17 protein-coding genes are annotated in these 22,590 nt (G+C 55.0%); 15 read left to right on the top strand and 2 right to left on the bottom strand.

Translation table 11 applies throughout. The features are described 5' to 3' along the window. Positions 1–124: 124 nt before the first annotated feature. The 4 genes from smc (at position 125) to B3K78_RS12650 (ending at position 7,295) form a co-directional block, all read left to right on the top strand. The gene (gene smc, locus B3K78_RS12665; RefSeq protein WP_286695734.1) at positions 125–3,625 is read left to right on the top strand and encodes a chromosome segregation protein SMC; all 3,501 of its coding nucleotides are present in this window, start codon (positions 125–127) and stop codon (positions 3,623–3,625) included. Positions 3,626–3,734: 109 nt separating this feature from the next. Further along, a complete protein-coding gene (zipA, locus tag B3K78_RS12660; RefSeq protein ID WP_204995777.1) occupies positions 3,735–4,646 on the top strand; it encodes a cell division protein ZipA in 912 nt (303 codons plus the stop codon). Positions 4,647–4,668: 22 nt separating this feature from the next. After that, a complete protein-coding gene (ligA, locus tag B3K78_RS12655) occupies positions 4,669–6,690 on the top strand; it encodes an NAD-dependent DNA ligase LigA (RefSeq protein ID WP_286695733.1) in 2,022 nt (673 codons plus the stop codon). Beyond that, positions 6,690–7,295, top strand: a complete 606-nt coding sequence (locus B3K78_RS12650; protein ID WP_286695732.1) for a transglycosylase SLT domain-containing protein — start codon at positions 6,690–6,692, stop codon at positions 7,293–7,295. The genes ligA and B3K78_RS12650 overlap by 1 nt, the downstream gene beginning before the upstream one ends. A gap of 3 nt (positions 7,296–7,298) precedes the next feature. On the opposite strand, the gene B3K78_RS12645 is transcribed toward B3K78_RS12650, so the two are convergent. Next, on the bottom strand, positions 7,299–7,739 hold the full coding sequence (locus B3K78_RS12645; RefSeq protein WP_204995775.1) for a VOC family protein: 441 nt from the start codon (positions 7,737–7,739) through the stop codon (positions 7,299–7,301). A gap of 115 nt (positions 7,740–7,854) precedes the next feature. Here B3K78_RS12645 and B3K78_RS12640 point away from each other — a divergent pair, with 115 nt between their 5' ends. The 5 genes from B3K78_RS12640 (at position 7,855) to B3K78_RS12620 (ending at position 15,397) form a co-directional block, all read left to right on the top strand. Continuing rightward, positions 7,855–8,313 carry an NAD(P)H-dependent oxidoreductase gene (locus B3K78_RS12640; protein WP_239547685.1) on the top strand — a complete coding sequence of 153 codons (459 nt, stop codon included), beginning with the start codon at positions 7,855–7,857 and terminating at the stop codon, positions 8,311–8,313. A gap of 152 nt (positions 8,314–8,465) precedes the next feature. Then, positions 8,466–10,838 carry a TonB-dependent receptor gene (locus tag B3K78_RS12635; RefSeq protein WP_286695731.1) on the top strand — a complete coding sequence of 791 codons (2,373 nt, stop codon included), beginning with the start codon at positions 8,466–8,468 and terminating at the stop codon, positions 10,836–10,838. A gap of 241 nt (positions 10,839–11,079) precedes the next feature. Beyond that, positions 11,080–13,680 carry a TonB-dependent receptor gene (locus tag B3K78_RS12630; protein ID WP_286695730.1) on the top strand — a complete coding sequence of 867 codons (2,601 nt, stop codon included), beginning with the start codon at positions 11,080–11,082 and terminating at the stop codon, positions 13,678–13,680. 116 nt (positions 13,681–13,796) lie between these two features. Continuing rightward, positions 13,797–14,753 (top strand): XdhC family protein, encoded by a 957-nt coding sequence (locus B3K78_RS12625; protein WP_286695729.1) that lies wholly within the window; start codon positions 13,797–13,799, stop codon positions 14,751–14,753. Next, entirely contained in the window at positions 14,753–15,397 is a 645-nt protein-coding gene (locus tag B3K78_RS12620; RefSeq protein ID WP_286695728.1) for a nucleotidyltransferase family protein, read from the top strand. Before B3K78_RS12625 ends, B3K78_RS12620 begins: the two co-directional genes overlap by 1 nt. Here B3K78_RS12620 and B3K78_RS12615 read toward each other — a convergent pair. Further along, positions 15,379–16,263: a LysR family transcriptional regulator gene (locus B3K78_RS12615; RefSeq protein ID WP_286696196.1), complete on the bottom strand. Its 885-nt coding sequence runs from the start codon at positions 16,261–16,263 to the stop codon at positions 15,379–15,381. The genes B3K78_RS12620 and B3K78_RS12615 overlap by 19 nt on opposite strands. Positions 16,264–16,378: 115 nt before the next feature. On the opposite strand from B3K78_RS12615, the gene leuC reads away from it, so the two are divergent. The 6 genes from leuC to B3K78_RS12585 all read left to right on the top strand — a co-directional run. Further along, positions 16,379–17,800, top strand: a complete 1,422-nt coding sequence (gene leuC, locus B3K78_RS12610; protein ID WP_286695727.1) for a 3-isopropylmalate dehydratase large subunit — start codon at positions 16,379–16,381, stop codon at positions 17,798–17,800. A 10-nt stretch (positions 17,801–17,810) separates the two neighbouring features. Then, a complete protein-coding gene (gene leuD, locus B3K78_RS12605; RefSeq protein ID WP_204995769.1) occupies positions 17,811–18,461 on the top strand; it encodes a 3-isopropylmalate dehydratase small subunit in 651 nt (216 codons plus the stop codon). Positions 18,462–18,524: 63 nt separating this feature from the next. Continuing rightward, a complete protein-coding gene (gene leuB, locus B3K78_RS12600; protein WP_286696195.1) occupies positions 18,525–19,592 on the top strand; it encodes a 3-isopropylmalate dehydrogenase in 1,068 nt (355 codons plus the stop codon). 86 nt (positions 19,593–19,678) lie between these two features. Further along, positions 19,679–20,794, top strand: coding sequence for an aspartate-semialdehyde dehydrogenase (gene asd / locus B3K78_RS12595; RefSeq protein ID WP_204995768.1), 1,116 nt, complete (start codon positions 19,679–19,681; stop codon positions 20,792–20,794). Further along, a complete protein-coding gene (locus B3K78_RS12590; RefSeq protein ID WP_286695726.1) occupies positions 20,794–21,759 on the top strand; it encodes an Asd/ArgC dimerization domain-containing protein in 966 nt (321 codons plus the stop codon). The genes asd and B3K78_RS12590 overlap by 1 nt, the downstream gene beginning before the upstream one ends. 148 nt (positions 21,760–21,907) lie before the next feature. Then, positions 21,908–22,590, top strand: a 683-nt coding sequence (locus B3K78_RS12585) for a type IV pilus assembly protein FimV (protein WP_414711288.1), incomplete at its 3' end; no start/stop codon positions are given.

Genomic DNA, 22,590 nt, shown 5'->3' with positions numbered 1-22,590 from the left:
TTTCTACTGATGTTGCCCGGTTCTCGGGCTATAATCGCGCTTTGCATACATCTGGTCCTATCCCAACGCAGGCATTCTGCGGATAACAACAAAGGGATAGGCACAAAGCTTGGTTACGGTTTTTATGCGTCTGAAAAGTATCAAACTGGCGGGTTTTAAGTCTTTTGTCGACCCCACCACAGCCCATTTTCCCAGCAACCTGTCTGCGGTTGTTGGTCCAAATGGCTGCGGAAAATCCAATATTATCGACGCGGTGCGCTGGGTCATGGGGGAGAGCTCGGCGAAAAATTTGCGCGGCGAATCGATGACGGACGTCATCTTCAACGGGTCGGTTAACCGCAAGCCCGTTGGCCAAGCCTCTATCGAACTTGTGTTTGACAACACGGCGGGAAAGTTAGGCGGCGAATATGCCCGCTATAACGAAATTGCCATTCGACGCAAAGTCACTCGCGAAGGCGCCTCAGAATACTACCTGAATGGCACCAAGTGTCGGCGCCGGGACATCACCGACATCTTTCTTGGCACCGGTCTTGGGCCGCGTAGTTATGCCATTATTGAGCAGGGCATGATTTCGCGCTTGATCGAATCGAAGCCAGAAGAACTGCGGGTGTTTATCGAAGAGGCGGCCGGTATCTCTAAGTACAAGGAGCGCCGCCGCGAGACCGAAAACCGCATGCGCAGAACGCATGAGAATCTGGAACGTTTAACAGATTTACGCGACGAGTTAGAACGACAACTACAGCACTTGCAGCGCCAGGCCGCCGCCGCTGAAAAATACACCGAATACAAAAAAGAAGAGCGTCTGTTGCGAGCGCAACTGCAGGTGTTGCAGTGGAAGGCGCTGGATGGCCAGGTCGGCGAGAAAGAGGCGGTGATACGCGAACTGGAGCTGGACCGGGAAGCGGTTGTCACCGAACAAGTATCGCTGGGCACCGCCATTGAGCAGTCGCGCGACGAGCACACTCAGCTCAATGATACCTTCAATGAGGTGCAGGGGCGCTTTTACAGTATTGGCGCCGATATCGCCCGCGTAGAACAGAGTATCCAGCATCAGCAAGAGCGCCGCAGCCAATTGGACGCTGACCTGCAGCGGCTTGAAATCAATATTCAGGAGACGGCCGGTCTGCTGGACGGGGACCGCAGTAAAATTCAGCTGTGGGAAGAGGAGCTGGCGGGCATCGAACCTGAGCTGGAAATCAGCCAGGCAGAAGAGGAGAGTGCCTCAGAGTCCCTGTTGGCAGCAGAAGATGCGATGCAGTCATGGCAGCAGCGCTGGGACGAATTCAACCAGAATGCGGCGGGGCCGCGTCAACGGGCTGAAGTGGAGCAGTCTCGCATTCAGCATTTAGAGCTGAGCATGCAGCGCCTGCAGGAGCGTATTCAGAAAGCCGAAGGGGAGCGCGCCGGGCTGACTGAAGGTGACGACGGTGATCTGGAGTTATTGCAGGAACAAGCAATGGCCCTTGAGCTCGAAGGCGAGGCCTTGCAGGAACGCCACGACCAGCTGCAACCGTCAATAAGCCAATGTCGTGAGCGCATTCGTGAAACCAGTGATGAGGTGGACCGCCAACGCAGTGAAATGCAGCGTTTACGTGGGCGGATGGCATCTCTTGAAGCATTACAGCAGGCGGCCTTAGGGCAGGGTGACAAAGCCCTTTCTGAATTGTTGCAGCAACATGGCTTGGCGGATAAGCCTATTGTCGCCGAGGCCTTGCAAGTGGAAGAGCGCTGGCAGACCGCCGTCGAAACAGTCCTTGGCGAGCAGCTGCAGTCGCTGTGTATCGACAGCCTGGAGGGTGTTCAAAGCCTGTTGTCAGAGCTTCAAGAGGGCCAGCTCTGCGTTGTTGAACAGGCGCAAAATGGCGATGTCGGCGTGCAGGCAGATAGTCTCGCCGCGATGGTTTCCGGCTCGCCGGCGTTGCAAGGCGTGTTAGCGAATGTGAAAACGGCTGACAGTTTGGCGGACGCCCTGGCGCGTCGAACGAGCCTTACTGCGGGTGAGTCACTGGTGACCCCGGAGGGCTTGTGGCTGGGGAGAGATTGGCTTCGCGTTCGGCGCGGAGACACGGCGCAAGGCGGCGTATTACAGCGCCAGGAAGAATTGCAAGAACTCAAAGCAGCGACAGATGAGGGCGAAGCGGCGCTAGCGGCGCTCACCGAACAGCTGGATGCAAGCCGGGAGCAACTTAAGCAGCTGGAGACCGATCGCGAAACGGTGCAGCGCGAGCTACAGCAACACAGCCGGCAGCAGAGTGAATTGCGGGCGCAGTTAAGTGCTCAGCAGGCAAAGAGCGAGCAGCAGAGCCAGCGCCGCCAGCGGCTGGACAGTGATATTCACGAGTTGCGCAACCAGTTTGAGATGGAGCAGGAATCGCTGGCCGATGCACGCATGACCTTGCAGGATGCCATTGAGGCGATGGAGCAAGACTCGGGGCGTCGCGAACAACTGCTTAGTGAGCGCGACAACAACCGCTCGCAGCTCGATGCCGTTCGTCAAAAAGCGCGGCAGAGCAAGGATCACGCCCATCAGCTCGCGATGCGCTATCAGTCGCTGCAAACCCAGCGTGATGCTGCCCTGCAAAATATTGCCCGCACAGAGGAGCAATTAGAGCAATTGCGCGAGCGCAAAGAACAGCTCAGAGAGAACCTGGACGACAATGACTCGCCAATCGATGATTTGAAGCTGGATTTAGAGGCCCGCCTTGAGCAGCGCCTGCTTGTTGAAGAAGAGCTCAGCGCGGCGCGTCGCGCATTGGAAGAGGTAGATCAGAAGCTTCGTCAGCACGAGCAAAGACGGCACGACATCGAGCAGCGCCTGCAACAAGTCGCCAGTAAGCTCGAGGGCGCCCGGGTTGAGAATCAGGGCTTGCAGGTACGGCGCAAAGGTCTGCAGGACCAACTTCAAGAAGCACAATTTGACCTTCAGTCCGTTCTCGAAAGCTTGCCCGATGAGGCAAGCGAAGCCGCCTGGCAAGAGCAGTTAGAGGCTGTGGGCCGACGCATTGCCCGCCTGGGGCCGATTAACCTGGCGGCGATAGAGGAATACAAGCAACAGTCAGAGCGCAAAAATTATCTGGATGCACAGAACGCCGATTTAGAGGACGCGTTGGAAACGCTTGAAAATGCCATTCGCCGTATCGACAAAGAAACGCGCAACCGCTTTAAAGAAACCTTTGACCGGGTGAACAACGGCTTGCAGGAGCTTTTCCCGAAAGTGTTCGGCGGCGGTAGCGCCTATCTGGAAATGACCGGCGACGACCTATTGGATACCGGTATTTCTATCATGGCGAGGCCTCCGGGTAAGCGCAATGCGACCATTCACTTGCTCTCCGGCGGGGAAAAGGCGCTCACGGCAATTGCCTTGGTATTCTCAATCTTTCAGCTTAACCCTGCGCCATTTTGTATGTTGGATGAGGTTGACGCGCCGCTGGATGACGCCAACGTTGGCCGTTACTCTCGCATGGTGAAAGAGATGTCCCGCGACGTGCAGTTTATCTACATCAGTCACAATAAAATCGCGATGGAAATGGCCGACCAGCTAATGGGGGTCACCATGCATGAGCCGGGTGTCTCACGCCTTGTGTCGGTGGATTTGGAGAAAGCGGCAGAGATGATCGCTTCCTAGATATTTCGGTGCCCGCGTGGAACAATATCGCCAATTGCGACTCGAACAGGACGAAGTCCGCGTCGAGTGTGTTGAGCGGGCCGTATAACAGGCAGATAAGGGCCGAATAATGGATCTCAGCGTAAGAGATTGGTTGATTATCATAGGGGCATTGTTGGCGATAGCCGTTTTGTTAGACGGTTTTCGCCGGATGCGCAATGAGCGTAAAGACACGCTGCGGCTCGCCTCGAAAAAGCGCCGCGAAGCTGAAGAAGAGCTGATTAATCCCGAGCTACCGGGTGAGGCAAGGGTCGTTGCGGTTCGCGAGGCGCCGAGTTTGCACCAGCGCGACGCCAGCCAAAAGCATAGGCCGCAGGCGTCCCACGATGATGATGACGTGTTGATGCGTGATTATTCCGCACCTGAAACCACACAGGACCCTGTGGCCGAGACGCCGGTGGAGCCTGATTCAGAGCCAGCACTGGGCAAGGCATCGACAGCTGAGCCCGCTATCGAACCGGACGAGGCATTTACTGACGAGGCAGTGTCTGCGCCGCGACGGGTAGAGCGCGAGCCTGCTCCCCGTCAGTCTGAAAAACCGGCGGCGAGTGAGCCCCAGGAACTCATCGTACTGAATGTTGTTGCCGATGAGGGTAAACCCTATGCCGGGGCCGACTTGTTGCAGGTGTTGTTGGCCTGCGACCTGCGCTATGGACGCATGAATATTTTCCACCGTTTTGAGAAGGCCGACGGCAGTGGTGCCGAGCAGTTCAGCGTTGCGAATTTGGTCGAGCCAGGTAATTTTGACCTGGATGCAATCGACGGTTTCTCCACCCCGGGGGTGGTTTTCTTTATGAATATGCCGGGCCCCGAAGATAGCATGCAAGCCTTCGATGCCATGTTGGAAACCGCGCGCTGTTTGGTAAAAAACCTCGGTGGTGAATTGCGAGACCAAACCCACAGTGTGGCGACGAAACAAACGTTGGAGCACTACCGGCAGATTATTCGCGATTTTGAACGCCGCCAACTCACCCTGATGTAATTTCGCTACTACGGTCTTATCAATGTCCGATGCCTCTTCCCGCGCACGCTTGGAAAGCCTGCGCGAGCAGCTTCACGAGCACAGTCACCGCTACTATGTGCTCGACGAACCCAGTATTCCCGACGCGGAGTATGACCGCTTGTTCCGCGAACTCCAGGAGCTGGAAGAGCAATATCCGGAGTGGCGTAGCGACGACTCGCCAACGCGCAGGGTGGGGGGAGCACCGCTGGCGGCTTTCAGCCAGGTGCGTCATGAAACGCCAATGCTGTCGCTGGACAACGCTTTTTCAGAGCAGGAACTGCGGGATTTCGATGCGCGTATTCGCGGTCGCTTAGAAAGCGAGCATCCGCTCGGCTATGTCTGTGAACCAAAGCTCGATGGTATCGCCGTCAGCCTGTTATACGTCGACGGCGTGCTGGTTCGGGGAGCGACCCGTGGCGATGGCCAAACAGGCGAAGATATCAGTGAAAATGTCAGAACGATTCAGTCTATACCCCTGAAATTGAAAGGGGACGGCTGGCCCTCTGAGCTGGAAGTGCGCGGCGAAATTTATATGCCCCGAGCGGGCTTTGAAAAGCTCAATAATGAGGCTCGGGAGCAGGGCAGCAAAACCTTTGTTAATCCACGCAATGCGGCAGCGGGCAGTTTGCGGCAGCTCGACAGCCGAATCACCGCCAAGCGGCCGTTGGAAATGTGCTGCTACGGTGTGGCTGTTGCCGGTGACTCGTGGTTTGAGCGCCACAGTGACGCGCTGGCGCGATTGGCCGACTGGGGATTCCGCGTCAATGCTGAAATGGCGGTTGTTGAGGGCGTAGACGCCTGTGTGGATTACTACCATCGCTTGTTGTCTCGCCGGGACAGCCTGAGTTACGACATCGACGGCATTGTTTTCAAAGTAGACGACGTCGCGCTGCAGCAAAAACTGGGCTTTGTGTCACGGGCGCCGCGCTGGGCGATTGCACACAAATTTCCAGCGCAGGAAGAAACTACCGTTCTCCGCGATGTGGAATTTCAGGTAGGCAGAACGGGGGCGGTAACCCCGGTAGCAAAATTGGAGCCGGTATTTGTGGGCGGCGTAACGGTGAGCAATGCCACGCTGCATAACTTTGATGAAATTGATCGTCTCGGCGTAAAAATTGGCGACACGGTGGTTGTGCGTCGCGCCGGGGATGTTATTCCTCAGATCGTGCAGGTGGTGCTGGCGCGCAGAGATGCCAGCGTTAGAGACATCGCGGTGCCGGCGTGTTGCCCTGTTTGTAACAGCGAGCTCGAGCGGGCGCCCGGTGAGGCGGTATTGCGCTGCACGGGGGGGCTGGTGTGCGCAGCTCAGCGCAAAGAAGCGATTAAGCACTTTGCCAGTCGCAAAGCGATGGATATCGATGGCCTCGGCGATAAGTTAGTGGAACAGCTGGTGGATGCCGGGTTGATCGAGACCATGGCAGACCTGTACAACTTGTCTCTCGATCAGCTCGTCGCGCTAGAGCGAATGGGTAAGAAGTCGGCGGAGAATTTATTGGCGGCGCTGACTGCCTCAAAAGATACCAGCTTTGCACGATTCTTGTATGCGCTGGGTATTCGCGAAGTGGGCGAGGCCACGGCGCTGAATTTAGCCCAGCACTTTCAAACACTAGACGCCCTGGCCGAGGCCTCTGAAGAATCGCTCTTGGAGGTTGCTGATGTGGGCCCGATCGTGGCGAGTCATATACATAGCTTTTTTGCGAGTGATCACAACCGCGCGGTGATTCGCCAACTTCGCGACTGTGGTGTTAGTTGGCCCGAGGTGGTTTCGCGCAGCGATACCGACCAGCCGCTTGCCGGGCAGACTTGGGTGTTAACGGGTAACTTAGAATCGATGACGCGTAGTGAGGCCAAGGAAAAGTTGCAGACCTTGGGCGCGAAAGTGGCGGGCAGCGTGTCCTCAAAAACTGACTGTTTGGCCGCCGGGGCGAATGCCGGCTCCAAGCTGCGCAAGGCAGAGGAACTGGGGATTTCAATAATTAACGAGGCCGAGCTGCTGGCACTGTTCGACCGGGAGAAGCTTTGATGCGCTATGTTTTCTTGGTTCTCGCACTGCTGCTATCGACGGCGTGTACGACGGCGCCCCCGCGTGACCCCGGTGATATTTGCGCGATTTTTCGCGAGAAAGACGACTGGTATGACGATGCCAGTGAGGCGTCTAAACGCTGGGACTCGCCCATTCCAGTGATGATGTCGATTATGTATCAGGAATCGCGTTTCGTGGCTGACGCCAAGCCGCCACGCAAATACTGGTTGGGCTTTATTCCTGCAGGGCGTATGTCTGACGCCTACGGCTACCCTCAGGCTAAAGATGCAACCTGGGATTGGTACAAGGACAAGTCGGGCAATTGGGGCGCCGATCGCGATGACTTTGAGGATGCCATAGACTTCATCGGCTGGTACAACAACGTGAGCCGACGCACCAATGGCATCGCCAACACCGATACCTATTCTTTGTATCTGGCTTACCATGAGGGCCACGGCGGTTTTAAACGCCGGACCTTTGCCGGTAAGCCTTGGTTACAGCGTGTTGCCGGCAAAGTGTCGGCGCGCTCGCGCAGCTACGCTGCGCAGTTGGCACGTTGCGAAGAGGACCTTAAAAAAGGCGGTTGGTTCTTCGGCCTTTTCTAAGGTCTACCACTCGCCGGTATTGGGCATGGACTGCCAAGGTTCTGCCGGAGGCAGCGCCTCACCTGCTTGCAGAAGCTCAATGGAAATATTGTCTGGCGATCGCACGAAGGCCATATGGCCATCGCGAGGAGGTCGGTTAATGACGACCCCGCCGTCTTGCAGCTTTTTACACAAGGCATAAATATCGTCTACCTGGTACGCCAAGTGGCCGAAATTACGTCCGCCATCATACTTTTCTGGGTCCCAGTTATAGGTCAGCTCCAGCGTGGGGCATTTGTCCCTTTCTGCTTGTTCTTTATCTGCGCTTGCACTCAGGTAAACCAGCGTGAAGCGCCCTTGCTCGCTGTCATAGCGCGCCACTTCTGTCAGGCCCAGTAGGTTGCAGTAGAAATGCATTGACGCCTCAAGGTCGGCGACCCGCACCATGGTATGTAGATACTTCATAAATTCTGGCTTCTAGTTGGTGGTCTATGGATGGCAATGGCTGTGCTGCGTTATCTTACCGCTAGGGGCAGAGCCGAGTGAACACAGTACCAACAAAATATCAGGCGGAGTAAGTGTGGCTAAAAGCAATTTACTTATTGTGTATCACAGTCAGTCGGGCAGAAATTTACGACTCGCCTACGCGGCAGCGCGTTGTGCCGAGGCGGCCGGCGCTAGCGTGCGCCTGCTTCGCGCGAGCGAGGCGGGTAGTCGAGATGTCATATGGGCTGAGGCGCTGTTGTTGGTCTTCCCTGAAAATTTTGGTCAGCTTCCTGGCGCATTGAAGGATTTTTTGGATCGAAGTTTTTACCCCGCCTGCGCGCGCGAACTGATTCTTCCCTACGCGGCGTACTTGTGCACCGGCAATGATGGCGAAGGTGCAGTGCGAGCGCTTCAGCGCATTGCTAAAGGCATGGTATTGAAGCCGGTCACCGAGGCGATTATCTGTAAAGGGCCCCCGCAAGCTGAAGACTTTGCGGCGCTAGAAGAGCTCGCGGAAGCGATGGTGGCGGGACTGGAGATGGGTATTTATTAAAAAACTACTACTATTCACGCTAACGAATAGGTAAATCCCACATTAGACAGCTATATTCGACTATATAGACTTCATCGGGACATGATCGTGCGCGACAAAAAGTGCGTAAGGTTATGTTTAAAACAATAAGTAGCTCCTAGGAGAGTCTGTTCATGAAGATAATGCGTGTGTGCTCCATTGGTTTGGCTTCGGCGGCAATGACAGCAGGGTTAAGTCCACTGTCGTCAGCGATTGCTGCCCCAGCTCTTGAAGAGGTCTTGGTAACCGCAACCCTGCGAACCGAGAGTCTGCAAGACGTGCCGGTATCGGTGAACGCGGTCAGTGGTGAAAAAATGCAGGAAGCCGGTATCGACAAAATCGAAGACCTGCAGGCCTATGTACCCAACCTGTCAATGTCGGAGACAGGCATTGGCACAAACATCTATATTCGAGGGATCGGGTCTGGGATCAACCCCGGCTTTGAACAATCCGTCGGTATGTATTTTGATGGCGTTTCATATAGCCGAGCCCAGTTAACGCGGGCACCCTTTCTAGATTTGGCCCGTGTTGAGGTATTGCGTGGTCCGCAGAATATTCTCTACGGAAAGAACAGTATCGCTGGCGCACTGAGCCTTATTTCTGCGCGACCAGGAGACGAGCAGGAAGGTTCGCTATCGGTGTTGTACGAGCCGGATCACGAAGAACAAATTGTCGACTTTATTTTGTCGGGCCCACTTACCGACACCTTGGGCGCGCGCATCGCGATGCGCAAACGCTCGATGGACGGCTACATTGAAAACCTCACCCTGAACCGCGATGAGCCAGCTCGTGATGAGAGTACTTTCCGCGCAATTTTGGACTGGGAGGCGAGTGCAGACCTGACGGCGATGTTGAAATTTGAGTTGGGTAAATTCAATGTTGACGGTCGCCAAATTGAAATTGTGAACGACCAGCCCTCAACGAATCCGGCCTTTGGTGGCGCGAGCTACAGTCAAATTCTTGTAGCGCAGTTTGGTGCGGATCCCTCGGTGCTGAATACCGGATTGGATTACAAGCGCTCCTCGAATGGGGATTACAGCAATAACCGGACGCGTAATTTTACCTTGAACGTTGACTATGCTCTGGGTGAAGGCACGCTGACTTTCATTACCGCGGCATTGGAGTACGAGTTTGATGAGCTCTGTGACTGTGACTTCACTGGCGCCAATGTGTTTAGCGTTCCGTTCAGCGAGGACTATGAGCAGTACAGCCAAGAAATTCGCTGGGCCTCACCGGTAGGGGAAACCTTTGAGCATATTGGTGGCCTGTACTATCAGACCAGCAAGCTCGATTTCTATGACAGCATTGTGATTGATAGTGCGATTATCCCCACTGCAGTAGCATTGAGAACAGGCTCGCAAGCGGCGGGTAACTCCATTGCCAATACCACAACACCACGCTATTTCAGCTCAGACGCTGAATTGTGGTCAGTGTTCTGGCAGACCACCTGGAATGTTACAGATCGCTTACGCGCCAACTTTGGTCTGCGTTATTCTGAAGAGGAAAAAGACGGCTCGCGTAGCCTGACAGTTGCTGACCTGCAGGGCAACGAACGGCCACTGGGTACGGTGGACGGTGTTCTAGCGGGGGTTTTCAAAATTGAACGGCATGATTTGGAAGACACTCAAGACACTGACCAGCTAGCCCCGTCGATCAATGTTCAGTTTGATGCGACCGATGAGGTAATGGTGTACGCAACGGCGAGCCGCGGCTACAAGTCCGGCGGCTTTGATGCACGCTCAAACGCATCGCCAAGCGCTGCTCCCAACGCTGCGGGCAGCGTCATCATTGGCTCCTTTGAATACGACGAAGAGGAAGCAACCAGCTTAGAAATCGGCGCCAAGAGCAGTTTTTGGGACGGGCGTGCTGAGCTGAACGTTGCCGTGTTCATGACTGAGTACGACGATCTCCAGGTGAGTATCTTCGATGGTACCCTCGGCTTTAATGTCGGCAATGCTGGTAAGGCTGAAACTCAGGGTATTGAATTCGATGGCCGTATTGCGCTTACCGATGAACTGGTGATGAGTGCAGCGATCGCCTTCCTTGATTTTGAATTCACTGAGTTCGAAAACGGTCAGTGTTTCCAAGGGCAAACTCCAGACTCTGTCGTGAATGGGGTCGCCTTCTGTGACTACAAGGGCAAGACTAACCAATACGTTGCCGATTACTCAGGTAACTTGGCATTCAACTACACGCATAGCTTTGGCGATGCCATGGAGTTTCGTGCGGCCACTGACTTTGTCTTTACCGATGACTACAACTCCTCGCAAAACCTCGATCCTAGCCAGGAGCAAGACGGCTACGTGAAAGTGAATATGCGCTTGGCGATCGCCGATGTGAAGGACGGTTGGGAATTGGCGCTTGTCGGTAAAAACCTGACTGACGAAGAGGTGGTGTCGTATTCCAACGACACGCCGCTGGCGAACAGCAGCTTCGGCAGCGTTAACCACTATGCGTTTATTGAAAGACCACGCAGCGTAGCAGTTCAAGCAAGCTGGCGCTGGTAAGCACAAGCTGGCTTGCACTTAGGCGCCGCATTATAGCGGCGCCTTCGCTTTTAACCTTGAGCTATATGCTCTACAACGATAAGCTTTCGTGACATTGCGAAGACACTTTATTTCGTATATGTTGTCGGCGATCACATTACCTTGCGCGCAGCAATGCGACGCGGGAATCCTGGAGGGGACATTACTGGAGCATTCGCGCCAGTGGGGTCAGTCATAATAAAACAAGGCATCTGGAGGTCATATGACCTTGAATAAATCATTAGCACGTTTTCGGCGCTCGGCGCTGGCAGCGGCGGTTTCTGTAGCAGCAACACCGCTGTTTGCAGCACCCGCTTTGGAAGAAGTTATTGTTACTGCAACACTGCGGGCAGAAAGCTTGCAGGATGTTCCGGTATCCGTGAACGCTGTGAGCGGCGACAAAATGGCTGAGGCGGGTATCGCCAAAGTTGAAGACCTGCAAGCATACGTACCCAACCTGACAATGTCAGAGACGGGTATCGGTACAAACATCTATATTCGCGGTATCGGCTCGGGTATCAACCCGGGTTTTGAACAGTCCGTGGGTATGTATTTTGACGGTGTCAGCTACGGTCGTGCGCAGCTGACGCGCGCACCTTTTCTTGACCTGGCCCGCGTCGAAGTTTTGCGTGGCCCGCAAAATATCCTGTTTGGTAAAAACAGTATTGCTGGTGCGCTAAGCTTGATTTCAGCGCGTCCCGGACAAGAGTTTGAAGGCTCTGTGTCGGCGACATACGAGCCCGACTTCAACGAGCAAATTATCGATTTGGTATTGTCTGGTCCGTTAACGGATACCGTGGGTGCGCGTCTTGCGATCCGTAAGCGCGATATCGACGGTCACATGGAAAACCTGACCTTGAATCGCGACGAGCCAACGCGCGACGAGGGGACCATTCGGGCAATCTTTGAATGGGATGCGACGGAAAACTTGGTTGCAGCCTTGAAATTGGAAGTAGGTAAGTTTGATGTTGATGGCCGCCAGATCGAAATCATCAATGATCAGCCGTCAACCTCGAGCACAGGCTCCTTCAACGGCCGCACCTACGCAGAGATTCTCGACTTCACTGAAGTTGCAGCCGGCCCCATTGTATTGGCCTCTGTTGATGCGGACTCTTCTGTACTGAACAACAAACAGGACTTTAAGCGTTCGTCGAACGGTGACTACAGCTACAACGACACGCAGAACATCACGCTGAACGTTGATTATTATCGCGAAGGCCACCAGTTTACTTTTATCACTGGATTGCTGGGTTACGATACCGAAGAGCTGTGTGACTGTGACTTCACTGGCGCGCCAGTATTCAGTGTGGGCGCTGAAGAAAACTACGACCAGTTCAGCCAGGAATTTCGTTGGGTATCGCCTGTCGGTGAAACCTTTGAATTTATCGCCGGTGGTTTCTATCAAAAGAGTGAGCTTGAGTTCTTTGATAGCATCCGTGTAGACAGTGATATCCTGCCCGGGCTGTTGAATGCTGCGGATATTCAAGAAGCGGGTGCTCGCGGTGAACGCCCACCGGGTGATATTGAAGGCGGCCCTCTGGATAATGTGGCTTTGGGCCTTTTCGCTGGAACCCCCCTTGAGGCACTTTTGCAGCCCGCAGCTGACGCCGGTTTGCTTAACGCGCTGGATTTGGGTGGTTTCGGTGATGCAGGGGATGCAATTCGCGACTTGGGCACCCCCCGTTACTTCACTACGGAGACAGAGCTGTTCTCGGCTTTCCTGCAAACAACGTGGAACGTTACAGACTTGTTCCGAGCAACCATAGGGCTGCGGTATTCGCATGAGACTAAAGATGGTAGCCGTAAGTTAGACTTCGTTAACCGTGCGACGGGTGAGCGCCCAGATGAGGGTGAGATCGACACCGTTGTGGCGAAGAACTTCTCCGCTGAGCGTCACGACTTGAGTGGCTCACGTACCGAGGAAAATATCTCGCCGTCGTTGAACCTGCAGTACGATGTGAGCGATGATGCGATGCTCTACGGTACATTGTCGCGTGGTTACAAATCAGGTGGTTACGATGCGCGCTCCAATGCGTCTCCGGCAACCAATCAGATTCGTCCGCTACAGAACTTAGATAACGGCGATCCAGTGGTTATTGTTGGTAGCTTTGAGTATGAAGAAGAGCAGGCGACGAGCTTGGAAATCGGTGCGAAAACAACGCTGCTGGATGGCGCTGCTGAGTTGAACATCGCGGCATTTTACACTGAGTACGACGACCTTCAGGTAAGTATCTTTGATGGTACGCTCGGCTTCAATGTGGGTAATGCCGGTGCTGCGACGACTATGGGTATCGAGCTTGATGGCCGTATCGCATTAACTGAAAACCTGATGATGACCGGTGCTCTGGCCTTCCTTGACTTTGAATTTACCGACTATGAAAACGGTCAGTGCTATCAAGGACAGACGCCAGATACGGTGACTGCTGAAGGGATTGCTTATTGTGATTACAAAGGTAAGACCAACCAGTACGTAGCTGATTACTCTGGTAACTTGACCTTTGTATACACCACGATGCTGACCAGTGATATCGAATTCCGCGGTGGTGCGGACTTCGTCTTCACCGGTGACTACAACTCGTCGCAAAACCTCGACCCGAGCCAAGAGCAGGATGCCTACGTGAAGACTAACCTGCGTCTGGGTTTGTCAGATGTATCTGCTGGATGGGAAGTAGCGTTACTGGCTAAGAACTTAACCGATGAAACGGTAATTTCTTACTCCAACGACACGCCGCTGGCGAACAGCATCTTCGGTAGCACGGGCCACTACGGTTTCGTTGAGCCGCCACGTAGCTTTGCCATTCAGGGTACCTACCGCTGGTATTGATCCGTCGGTAGTACGCTATAAACGCCGCTTTATGCGGCGTTTTTTTTTGCCTTTTTTAAATGGCTGGTTTCATAATGTTGGAGATGTTTAGGGTTGTATAAATCTGGGGATGGCATTTGAAAAATACCGATCAACTGGTTTTGGCTGCTGCTGCGAGCGCCGTTGACGAGGGGCAGGGCGGCTGGCTGTGTACGATAGCAGCGACATTTGGCGCGTCGCCCAGGCCGCTCGGGGCGATGGCGTTTCTGGCCGCTGACGGCGCGTTAACAGGTTCGCTGTCCGGTGGGTGTATAGAGGATGATCTCCTGGAGAAGCTGGCATCCGGGCAACTCGCCGCCACTCACTGTGAGTTGCTGGAATATGGTGTCAGCCCAGAGGAAAACGAGCGCTTTGGACTGCCTTGTGGCGGCCGTATGAAAATTTTCATCGAGCCGCTTACCGCCAGCCACTTAGCAGATATTCGCCGCCTTTTGCTCGCCTTGGATGAGCGCAGGGCGATGCGTAGGCAGGTTGATTTGCAAAGCGGGGATTGGTCTCTGCAAGGCTTGGAACACTGCCAGGCGTTGAGCCTGGGCGAGACGACCTTACAGCAGGATTTTGGCCCCCGCTTTCAGCTATTACTGGTTGGGGCTAACGAGCTGGCTCGCTGCATTGCGGAGCTTGCCTTGGCGATGGATTATCGCGTGCTCGTGTGTGACCCGCGCGATGACCGGCGACAGCGCTGGTCTTTGCCTGCGGTTACGGTGTTGCCCGGCATGCCCGATGACGTGGTGGCAGAACATGCCGCAGATGCGCATAGCATCGTCATTACCCTAACCCACGACCCGCGTATCGACGATATGGCCTTGATGCAGGCCTTGTGCGAAAACTGCTACTACGTCGGCGCCTTGGGTTCATTGCGAACGTCTGAAAAGCGCCGCCAACGCCTGCTTCAGCTCGACTTAAGTGCCGAGCAAATTGATCGCCTTCACGCTCCGGTAGGTTTGCCCATTGGCAGCAAGTCGGCGATGGAGATCGCTGTGGCGGTCATGGCAGAGTTAACCCAGTTGCGCAGTGGTAAACGGGCTGTGTAATGGCGGTGTTGCCGTTATTGTTGTTGGCCGCTGGCCGCAGTCGTCGCTTTGGCGAACAGGACAAGCGATTTACGCCGCTTCCCAAAGGTGGTGAGATGCTGCCTGCCTTAATCCGGCGGGCTGGCAAGGCGGGAGCGCAGGCTTTCGCCGTGTTGAGTGAGTCCGACCGCCACAATAACGTTGCGGCAAAGCTCGATGCGCCGTGTTTCTATGCACGCCGAGCGGAAGAAGGCATGGGCTTCTCCTTGGCCGAGGGTATGCGCGCGTTGTTGCAGCACTTCGACTGCACCGAGGAGCAGTTGCGCTCTCACGCGTTGCCGCCGAGCTTGCCCGAGGCGGTATTAATCATGCCCGCGGATTTGCCGCTGCTGCGAATTACCACGATTTCTCAGCTGATTAACGCTGCCTCTGCGGACGATATTGTCGTGCCACGCTGTCAGGAGCGGGTCGGTCACCCCGTGGCCTTTGGTAGAAAATACTGGCCGGCGCTATGTGCGGTAATGGGCGAGCAGGGCGGGAAGGGAGTAATCCAAGATCCAGCGTCGACGCGTCGGTTTATCGACGTCAGCGACCCGGGTATTTACAGCGACGTCGATACGCCAGAGCAACTGCTGGCGTTGGCTCCTCACTTCACGCCGCCGTGATCAATATTCGGTAAAAGGTCTATGAAGGCTCGCGACGCATTCGACAGACTGCGGTTGCGGTGGTGTACACAGCCTAAGGTGCGACTCAGTTGCATGTTCTTCAGTTTCAGGGCGGTAACACTGTCGTCCAGAAGGGTTTGCGGCAGAATGCTCCAGCCTAATCCGATGCTCACCATGACCTTGATGGTCTCAAGGTAGTTGGTGGACATACCAATATTCATTTCCAGTCCGGCCTCATCGAAAAGACGTTTGATAATTTGCCCGGTATAGGTGTTCAGTCCGGGTGGCAGGGCGGTGTGTTGGCTTAACATCTCGGCGGTTACCACGCCGGCGTTACTCAGTGGGTGGTCGTTGGCGACCGCTACGGTGAGTTGGTCTTGCCACACCGGTAGGAAGCTCAAATGTTCCTCCTGGCTTGGAGATAGGGTGATCACTGCCAAATCCATCTCGCCGTGGAGGATGCGGTGGTGGGCCTGCTCTGAATCCATAAAGTCGATATCCAGCTGGACGTCTGGGTATCGTTGGCTGAATTCCCGCAATACCGGCGGCAGGCGGTGTAGCCCAATGTGGTGGCTGATGCCCATCGACAGGCGGCCCGATACGCTGCCGCGAAGGTCGTCGATGCGTCGGCGGGCTTCGCGGATGTCTTGAAGAATGCGCTGCGCTTCCGGCAGCAGTGCGCGACCGGCTTCGGTAAGGTGAATATGCCGGCCAATGCGGTCAAATAGCTTGGTATTGAGCTGCTTTTCCAGTGTGGCAATGCGCTTGCTGATTGCGGGTTGGGTGAGGTGGAGCTGCTCCGCCGCGCCTGAGAATGAGCTGCATTCGGCAACACATAGAAACGCTTGTAGTGATTGTGTGTCCATGGAAGCAAGTTTATTCATTCCTTTTTGGAATTGAAATAATAAAAAATATGAATTTGTTTTATTTTATGTGGCTGCGTAAAATTGCCTGCAATGAGAGGAGACTGGGGGATCATTCATGGCTTCACAAACGCTTTACGACAAATTATGGGCCGCGCATCTGGTAAAAGAGCGCGATGACGGTACGGCCTTGATCTATATTGATCGCCAGCTTGTCCACGAGGTGACATCGCCGCAAGCATTTGAAGGCCTTAGGCTTGCCGGGCGTCAGCCCTGGCGCGTGAGTGCCAATATCGCAACACCGGATCACAATGTGCCCACGGTCCTCGCTGAGCGCAGTGCGGGTGTGAGCGGTATCCAAGATGAAATATCGCGTATCCAGGTTCAAACACTTGATGATAACTGCGATGAGTTCGGGATCACTGAGTTCTCGATCAACGACGAGCGGCAGGGGATTGTTCATGTTGTCGGTCCAGAGCAGGGGGCAACGCTGCCGGGTATGACAGTGGTCTGCGGTGACTCGCATACCGCAACCCACGGCGCGCTGGGTGCGCTGGCCCACGGTATTGGCACCTCTGAGGTCGAGCATGTATTGGCGACCCAGTGCCTGATCCAGAAGAAGAGCAAAAACATGTTGGTGCGCATCGATGGCAAGCTCGGCGCCGGTGTTACCGCCAAAGATGTCGTCCTTGCCGTAATTGGAAAAATCGGTACCGCTGGCGGCACAGGATATGCCATTGAATTTGGCGGACAAGTGATCCGCGACATGTCGATGGAAGGCCGCATGACCATTTGTAATATGGCCATAGAGGCCGGTGCGCGTGTTGGTATGGTTGCCGTGGACGAAACGACCATCGACTATGTAAAAGGTCGGCCGTTTGCCCCCAATGAGCAAGAGTGGGAGCAGGCAGTAAGTTACTGGCAAACACTGCACAGTGACCCCGATGCTCATTTTGATGTGGTGGTTGAGCTTGACGGCAGCAGTATCGAGCCACAAGTGACCTGGGGGACCAGTCCGGAGATGGTGGCGGCAGTCGGTGCGGCAGTCCCCGCTCCCAATGACTTTAGCGACCCTGTGCAGCGCAGTGCTTGTGAACGTGCGCTGACGTATATGGGGCTTAGCGCGGGGCAAGCCATTACCGATATCACCCTCGATCGGGTGTTTATCGGTTCCTGCACCAACTCTCGTATTGAAGATCTTCGCGAGGCCGCTGCGGTTGTGAAAGGCAAAAAAGTGGCCGAGAGTTTGAAAGAAGCGCTGGTTGTTCCCGGTTCAGGCCTGGTCAAAAAACAAGCCGAAGCAGAGGGACTGGATAAAATCTTTACTGAGGCGGGGCTGCAGTGGCGTGAGCCAGGTTGCTCTATGTGTTTGGCAATGAACGCCGATAAGCTCGGAGCGGGAGAGCACTGTGCCTCAACGTCTAACCGAAATTTTGAGGGGCGTCAGGGCTTTGGTGGTCGAACGCATTTGGTGAGTCCGGCGATGGCGGCAGCAGCGGCTATTGCAGGGCATTTCGTCGACGTGCGCGAGTGGATATAAGGAGCAAACAATGAAAGCGTTTACCCAATTAGACGGACTCGCGGCGCCAATGGATCGCGCGAATGTCGACACGGATATGATCATTCCCAAGCAGTTCCTGAAGTCGATTAAGCGCAGTGGCTTTGGGCCAAATTTGTTCGACGAGCTGCGTTACCTGGACGAAGGGCGCCCGGGCGAAGACTGCAGCCAGCGTCCAATCAACCCGGATTTTCCGCTCAATCACGCCCGTTACCAGGGCGCTTCAGTGTTGTTAGCGAGGGAAAATTTTGGTTGCGGTTCAAGCCGCGAGCACGCTCCCTGGGCATTGGAGGATTACGGCTTTCGTTGCGTTATTGCGCCGAGTTTTGCCGATATCTTTTTTAACAACTGCTTTAAAAATGGCATCTTGCCGATAGTGCTGCCAGCGGATGTTGTCGATAATTTGTTCAATGAGATGTACAGCTCAGAGGGCTATCGCTTATTGGTTGACCTGCCCGCGCAGACGATTACCACGCCAGCAGGTGACGTCATAACCTTCGACGTTGATGCCTTTCGCAAACACTGCCTGATCAATGGTCTGGATGATATCGGCTTAACCCTGCAGGATGCCGATGCTATCCGCGACTTTGAAAAAAACTGGCAGCAAAAATCGCCTTGGTTGTTCCGCGAGCATCGCGCGTAAACATACTGACAAACTACATACGGGAATAGAAACGTGTCTGAAAAAACTGCTCGCAAAGTATTGATGTTGGCCGGCGATGGTATCGGTCCGGAAATTATGGCCGAGGCCCGCAAGGTCTTGGAAGCGATCAATCACTCTCACCAACTTAATTTGTCGCTAGACGATGCGCTGCTTGGCGGCGCCGCTATCGACGCGGTGGGCACGGCACTGCCGGATGAAACCTTCGAGAAATGCCAGGCAGCTGATGCTATTTTGCTGGGGGCTGTAGGCGGACCTAAGTGGGATCAGTTGCCCCCCGCAGATCGCCCAGAAAAGGGTGGTCTGCTGGAGATTCGCAAACGCTTGGATTTGTTTGGCAATTTGCGTCCCGCCATTCTTTATCCGCAGTTAGCCGATGCGTCTTCGCTGAAGCCAGAGCTGGTTGCCGGCTTGGATATACTGATTGTACGCGAGCTGACTGGCGGTATTTACTTCGGTCAGCCACGCGGCATTCGCGAGCTCGACAATGGTGAGCGCGAAGGTTACAACACCTACGTTTACAACGAATCGCAAATCCGCCGGATCGCCAAGGTGGCCTTTGAGTTGGCGCAAAAACGCGGTGGGCGTCTGTGCAGTGTTGACAAGGCCAACGTACTGGAAGTGACCATGCTGTGGCGCGAAGTCGTCGACGAGATGGCCAAAGACTATCCGGATGTCGAGCTCAGCCATATGTACGTGGATAACGCCGCCATGCAGTTGGTGCGCGCGCCGAAGCAATTTGACGTTGTCGTTACCGGCAATATGTTTGGCGATATTCTTTCTGACGCCGCAGCGATGTTGACCGGATCAATTGGCATGCTGCCTTCGGCGTCACTAGATGTGAATGGTCGCGGCATGTATGAGCCCTGCCACGGCAGCGCGCCCGACATTGCCGGGCAAGGTATCGCGAATCCACTGGCGACCATTCTGTCGGTGGCAATGATGTTGCGCTACTCCCTGTCTGAGCCCGATGCTGCGCAGTGCATCGAAGACGCAGTAAGCCGTGTGTTGGATAAGGGGCTGCGTACCGCGGATATCTACTCTGAGGGTTGCCAGAAGGTGGGCACCGCGCAGATGGGCGATGCCGTGTTGGCCGCTTTATCGGAAGTGTAAACACTCGTCGTTGGCCGCCTGCGGCGGCTAATGGGGCGCCGGCCTGTGAGTGGGTTGGTCGCCATGTAGGAAAGGAGGAATGAGTAATGAAAGTAGGTTTTGTTGGTTGGAGAGGCATGGTGGGCTCAGTATTGATGGGTCGCATGCTCGAAGAAAATGACTTTGATGGTATCGAACCACAATTTTTTACCACCTCAAATGTCGGTGGGCAGGGCCCGGACATCGGTCGCGATATCGCGCCGTTGAAGGATGCGCACGACATCACTGAACTCGCTGCCATGGACGCGATTATTTCCTGTCAGGGTGGTGATTACACGAAGGCGGTATTCGCCGATCTGCGCGCCAGCGGTTGGCAGGGCTACTGGATTGATGCGGCATCGTCACTGCGCATGAGCGATGATGCCATCATCGTACTGGATCCGGTTAACCTCGATGTGGTTAAGCAGGGCCTGCAGCGCGGCGTTAAAAACTACATCGGCGGCAACTGCACCGTAAGTCTGATGCTGATGGCCGTTGGCGGTCTATTCCGCGAGGGCATGGTTGAGTGGGTGAGTGCGCAAACCTACCAGGCGGCTAGCGGCGCCGGTGCCAAAAATATGCGTGAGCTGATCTCACAAATGGGGAGTATTCGCGACGCGGTGGCGCCGGAATTGGCTGATGCACGCAGCAATATCCTGGATATTGATCGCAAGGTGGCAGAGGCAATGCGCGGTGATGCTTTCCCAACACAGGAGTTTGGTCATGCGCTGGCCGGCAGTCTGTTGCCCTGGATTGACACCCAGCTTGAGAACGGTCAAAGCCGTGAAGAATGGAAAGGGCAAGCTGAGACAAACAAAATTCTGGGTCGCGACGACTCGCCGATTGCGATTGACGGCAACTGTGTGCGCGTTGGTGCAATGCGCTGTCACAGTCAGGCACTAACCATCAAGTTGAACAAAAATGTACCGATGGGTGACATTGAATCCATCCTTGCCAGTGCCAATGACTGGGTGGATGTGGTTCCCAACGAGCGCAATGCAACACTTGAGCGGCTAACCCCAACGGCAGTGACCGGTACATTGGGCGTACCCGTTGGTCGTTTGCGAAAACTGAATATGGGCGAGCAATACCTCTCGGCTTTCACGGTTGGCGACCAATTGCTGTGGGGCGCTGCTGAGCCCTTGCGCCGGATGTTGCGCATTATCCGAGGTGATATTGCCTAATGACCCACTACGCCATTTTTGCCGCCGATAGCCTGGAGGGAAAGCACCTCCTGGAAGCGCTCAGTGAGTGGGAGGCTGCGCCAACAACGCTGCGGCTATACAGCGCTGCCGCTTATGACGCTGAGCCGGCAATGTATCGTGGGCGTCCGCTGGATTTTCGACCTCTGGATGAGGCGGATTTTAGTGCCGTGGACGTTGCGGTATTTATGCCTGGAGAACCCTTGCCGCAGTTAGTTGATGCCGCAGAGAGTGCAGGCTGCGTGGTCGTTGATGCCGCTAATGTGTTGTCTCAGCGCGGCGATGTGCCGGTATTTTGTGCGGGCAGCGAGTTGGCTGAAGGGGAAAAAAGTGTCGCGATTGCCGATGCGGTGAGTAGCCATGTGTACGCATTGCTTGCGCAGCTGCCAACGCCGCAGCGCATCGACTTGGCGGTCGCGCAACCTGTATCGAGTGCGGGCAGCAATGGTGTTGAGACCCTCGCGGCAGAAACGGCGCGCCTGCTGAATGCGCAGTCGCTTGAGTCCAGTCAGCTGCCAGCACAGATTGCCTTTAATGTTTTGCCGCTAACTGCCGATAATAGTGCAGATATTGAGCATAATCTGGCTACTCTGCTAACACAGGGGCGGGATGAGTTCGCGCAGGTTTACTGTCAGGCTATGTTGGCGCCGGTGTTTTACGGCCATTGCACGCTGCTGCGAGCGGAGTTTGGTGACGCCGTGGCTGCCGCGCAATGGCGTGAGCAGCTGTTGGCAAACGACGTGTTCCGCTTGCGTGATGGCAACGCGGAAGCACTGGCGAGTCCAGCGGGTCTACAGGGCAGTGAAACGATAGATATTGCTGAGTGGGCTGTCGATCGTCGCGACGAACGTGTTTTGCGCGCAACGATTGTGGCAGACAATTTGCGTAAAGGTGCCGCACTTAACATTATTGAAGCGCTTAAAATCTTGATAAAAACCGACACATAGCTAATATTTACGCTTACTATCGAAGAATAATTCTAGATAACAACGCCTGTAGTTTGCGGTCCACACTGCGAAGCTATTCGATATTCACGCCGTGCTGCGCCTCGTTTCGGGATCGACAGACGCGGTGCAGCAACGAGACGGTGGAAATATGAGCAAGAGTCTGGCCCGTGTAGCAGTATTGGTGGGCGCCATTCAAAGTGGTTTTGTGAGCGCCCTCGGGGTAGGGGACATCGCCCTGGCGTCCTCCCTGAACCAGCCGTTTAAAGCCTTTATTCCACTGCGCGAGGCCGAGGGTTTGGAGGCTGCTCAGTTGCGCGTTGATCTTGCTGACGCGTCGGCTTTCGACAATGCAGGCATTGATCGCACACAATTTCTCAATAGTTTGGATTTTATTGTCGAGGTGGGTGAAAACGGCCGCGGCCGAATTATTATCACCACAACCCAGCCCGTTGTTGAACCCTATTTAGATTTCATTATTGAAGTTCGCTGGCCAAACGGTCGCATGCTCCGTGAATACACGGTGCTGTTGGATTTGCCCGTTTTTGAATCTGATCTCGCTCCCACCCAAGCTGCACGGGTGCCGGTGTCCAATGTCTCGCCCTCACCGGCGCAGCCGTCTTCCCCGGTCGCTGAGCGGGAGCCCGGCGGCTCGCGCGGCAGCGTTAGCGTGGCGCCACCGGTTCCAGTGTCGTCAGTTCAGGATGATTCTGCAAAGTCCCTGCAGCCGCGGCCGCTGGAAAAAAAGACCGATCTGCCGTCGAGTGATAAAGACGGGCAATACCGCGTGCAACATCACGATACGATGTGGCAGGGGGCGGCAAAGCTTCGCCC

The organism is Spongiibacter sp. UBA1325 (assembly GCF_002306875.1).
Lineage (GTDB): Bacteria > Pseudomonadota > Gammaproteobacteria > Pseudomonadales > Spongiibacteraceae > Spongiibacter > Spongiibacter marinus.
This window is presented reverse-complemented; position numbering and strand designations above follow the sequence as displayed.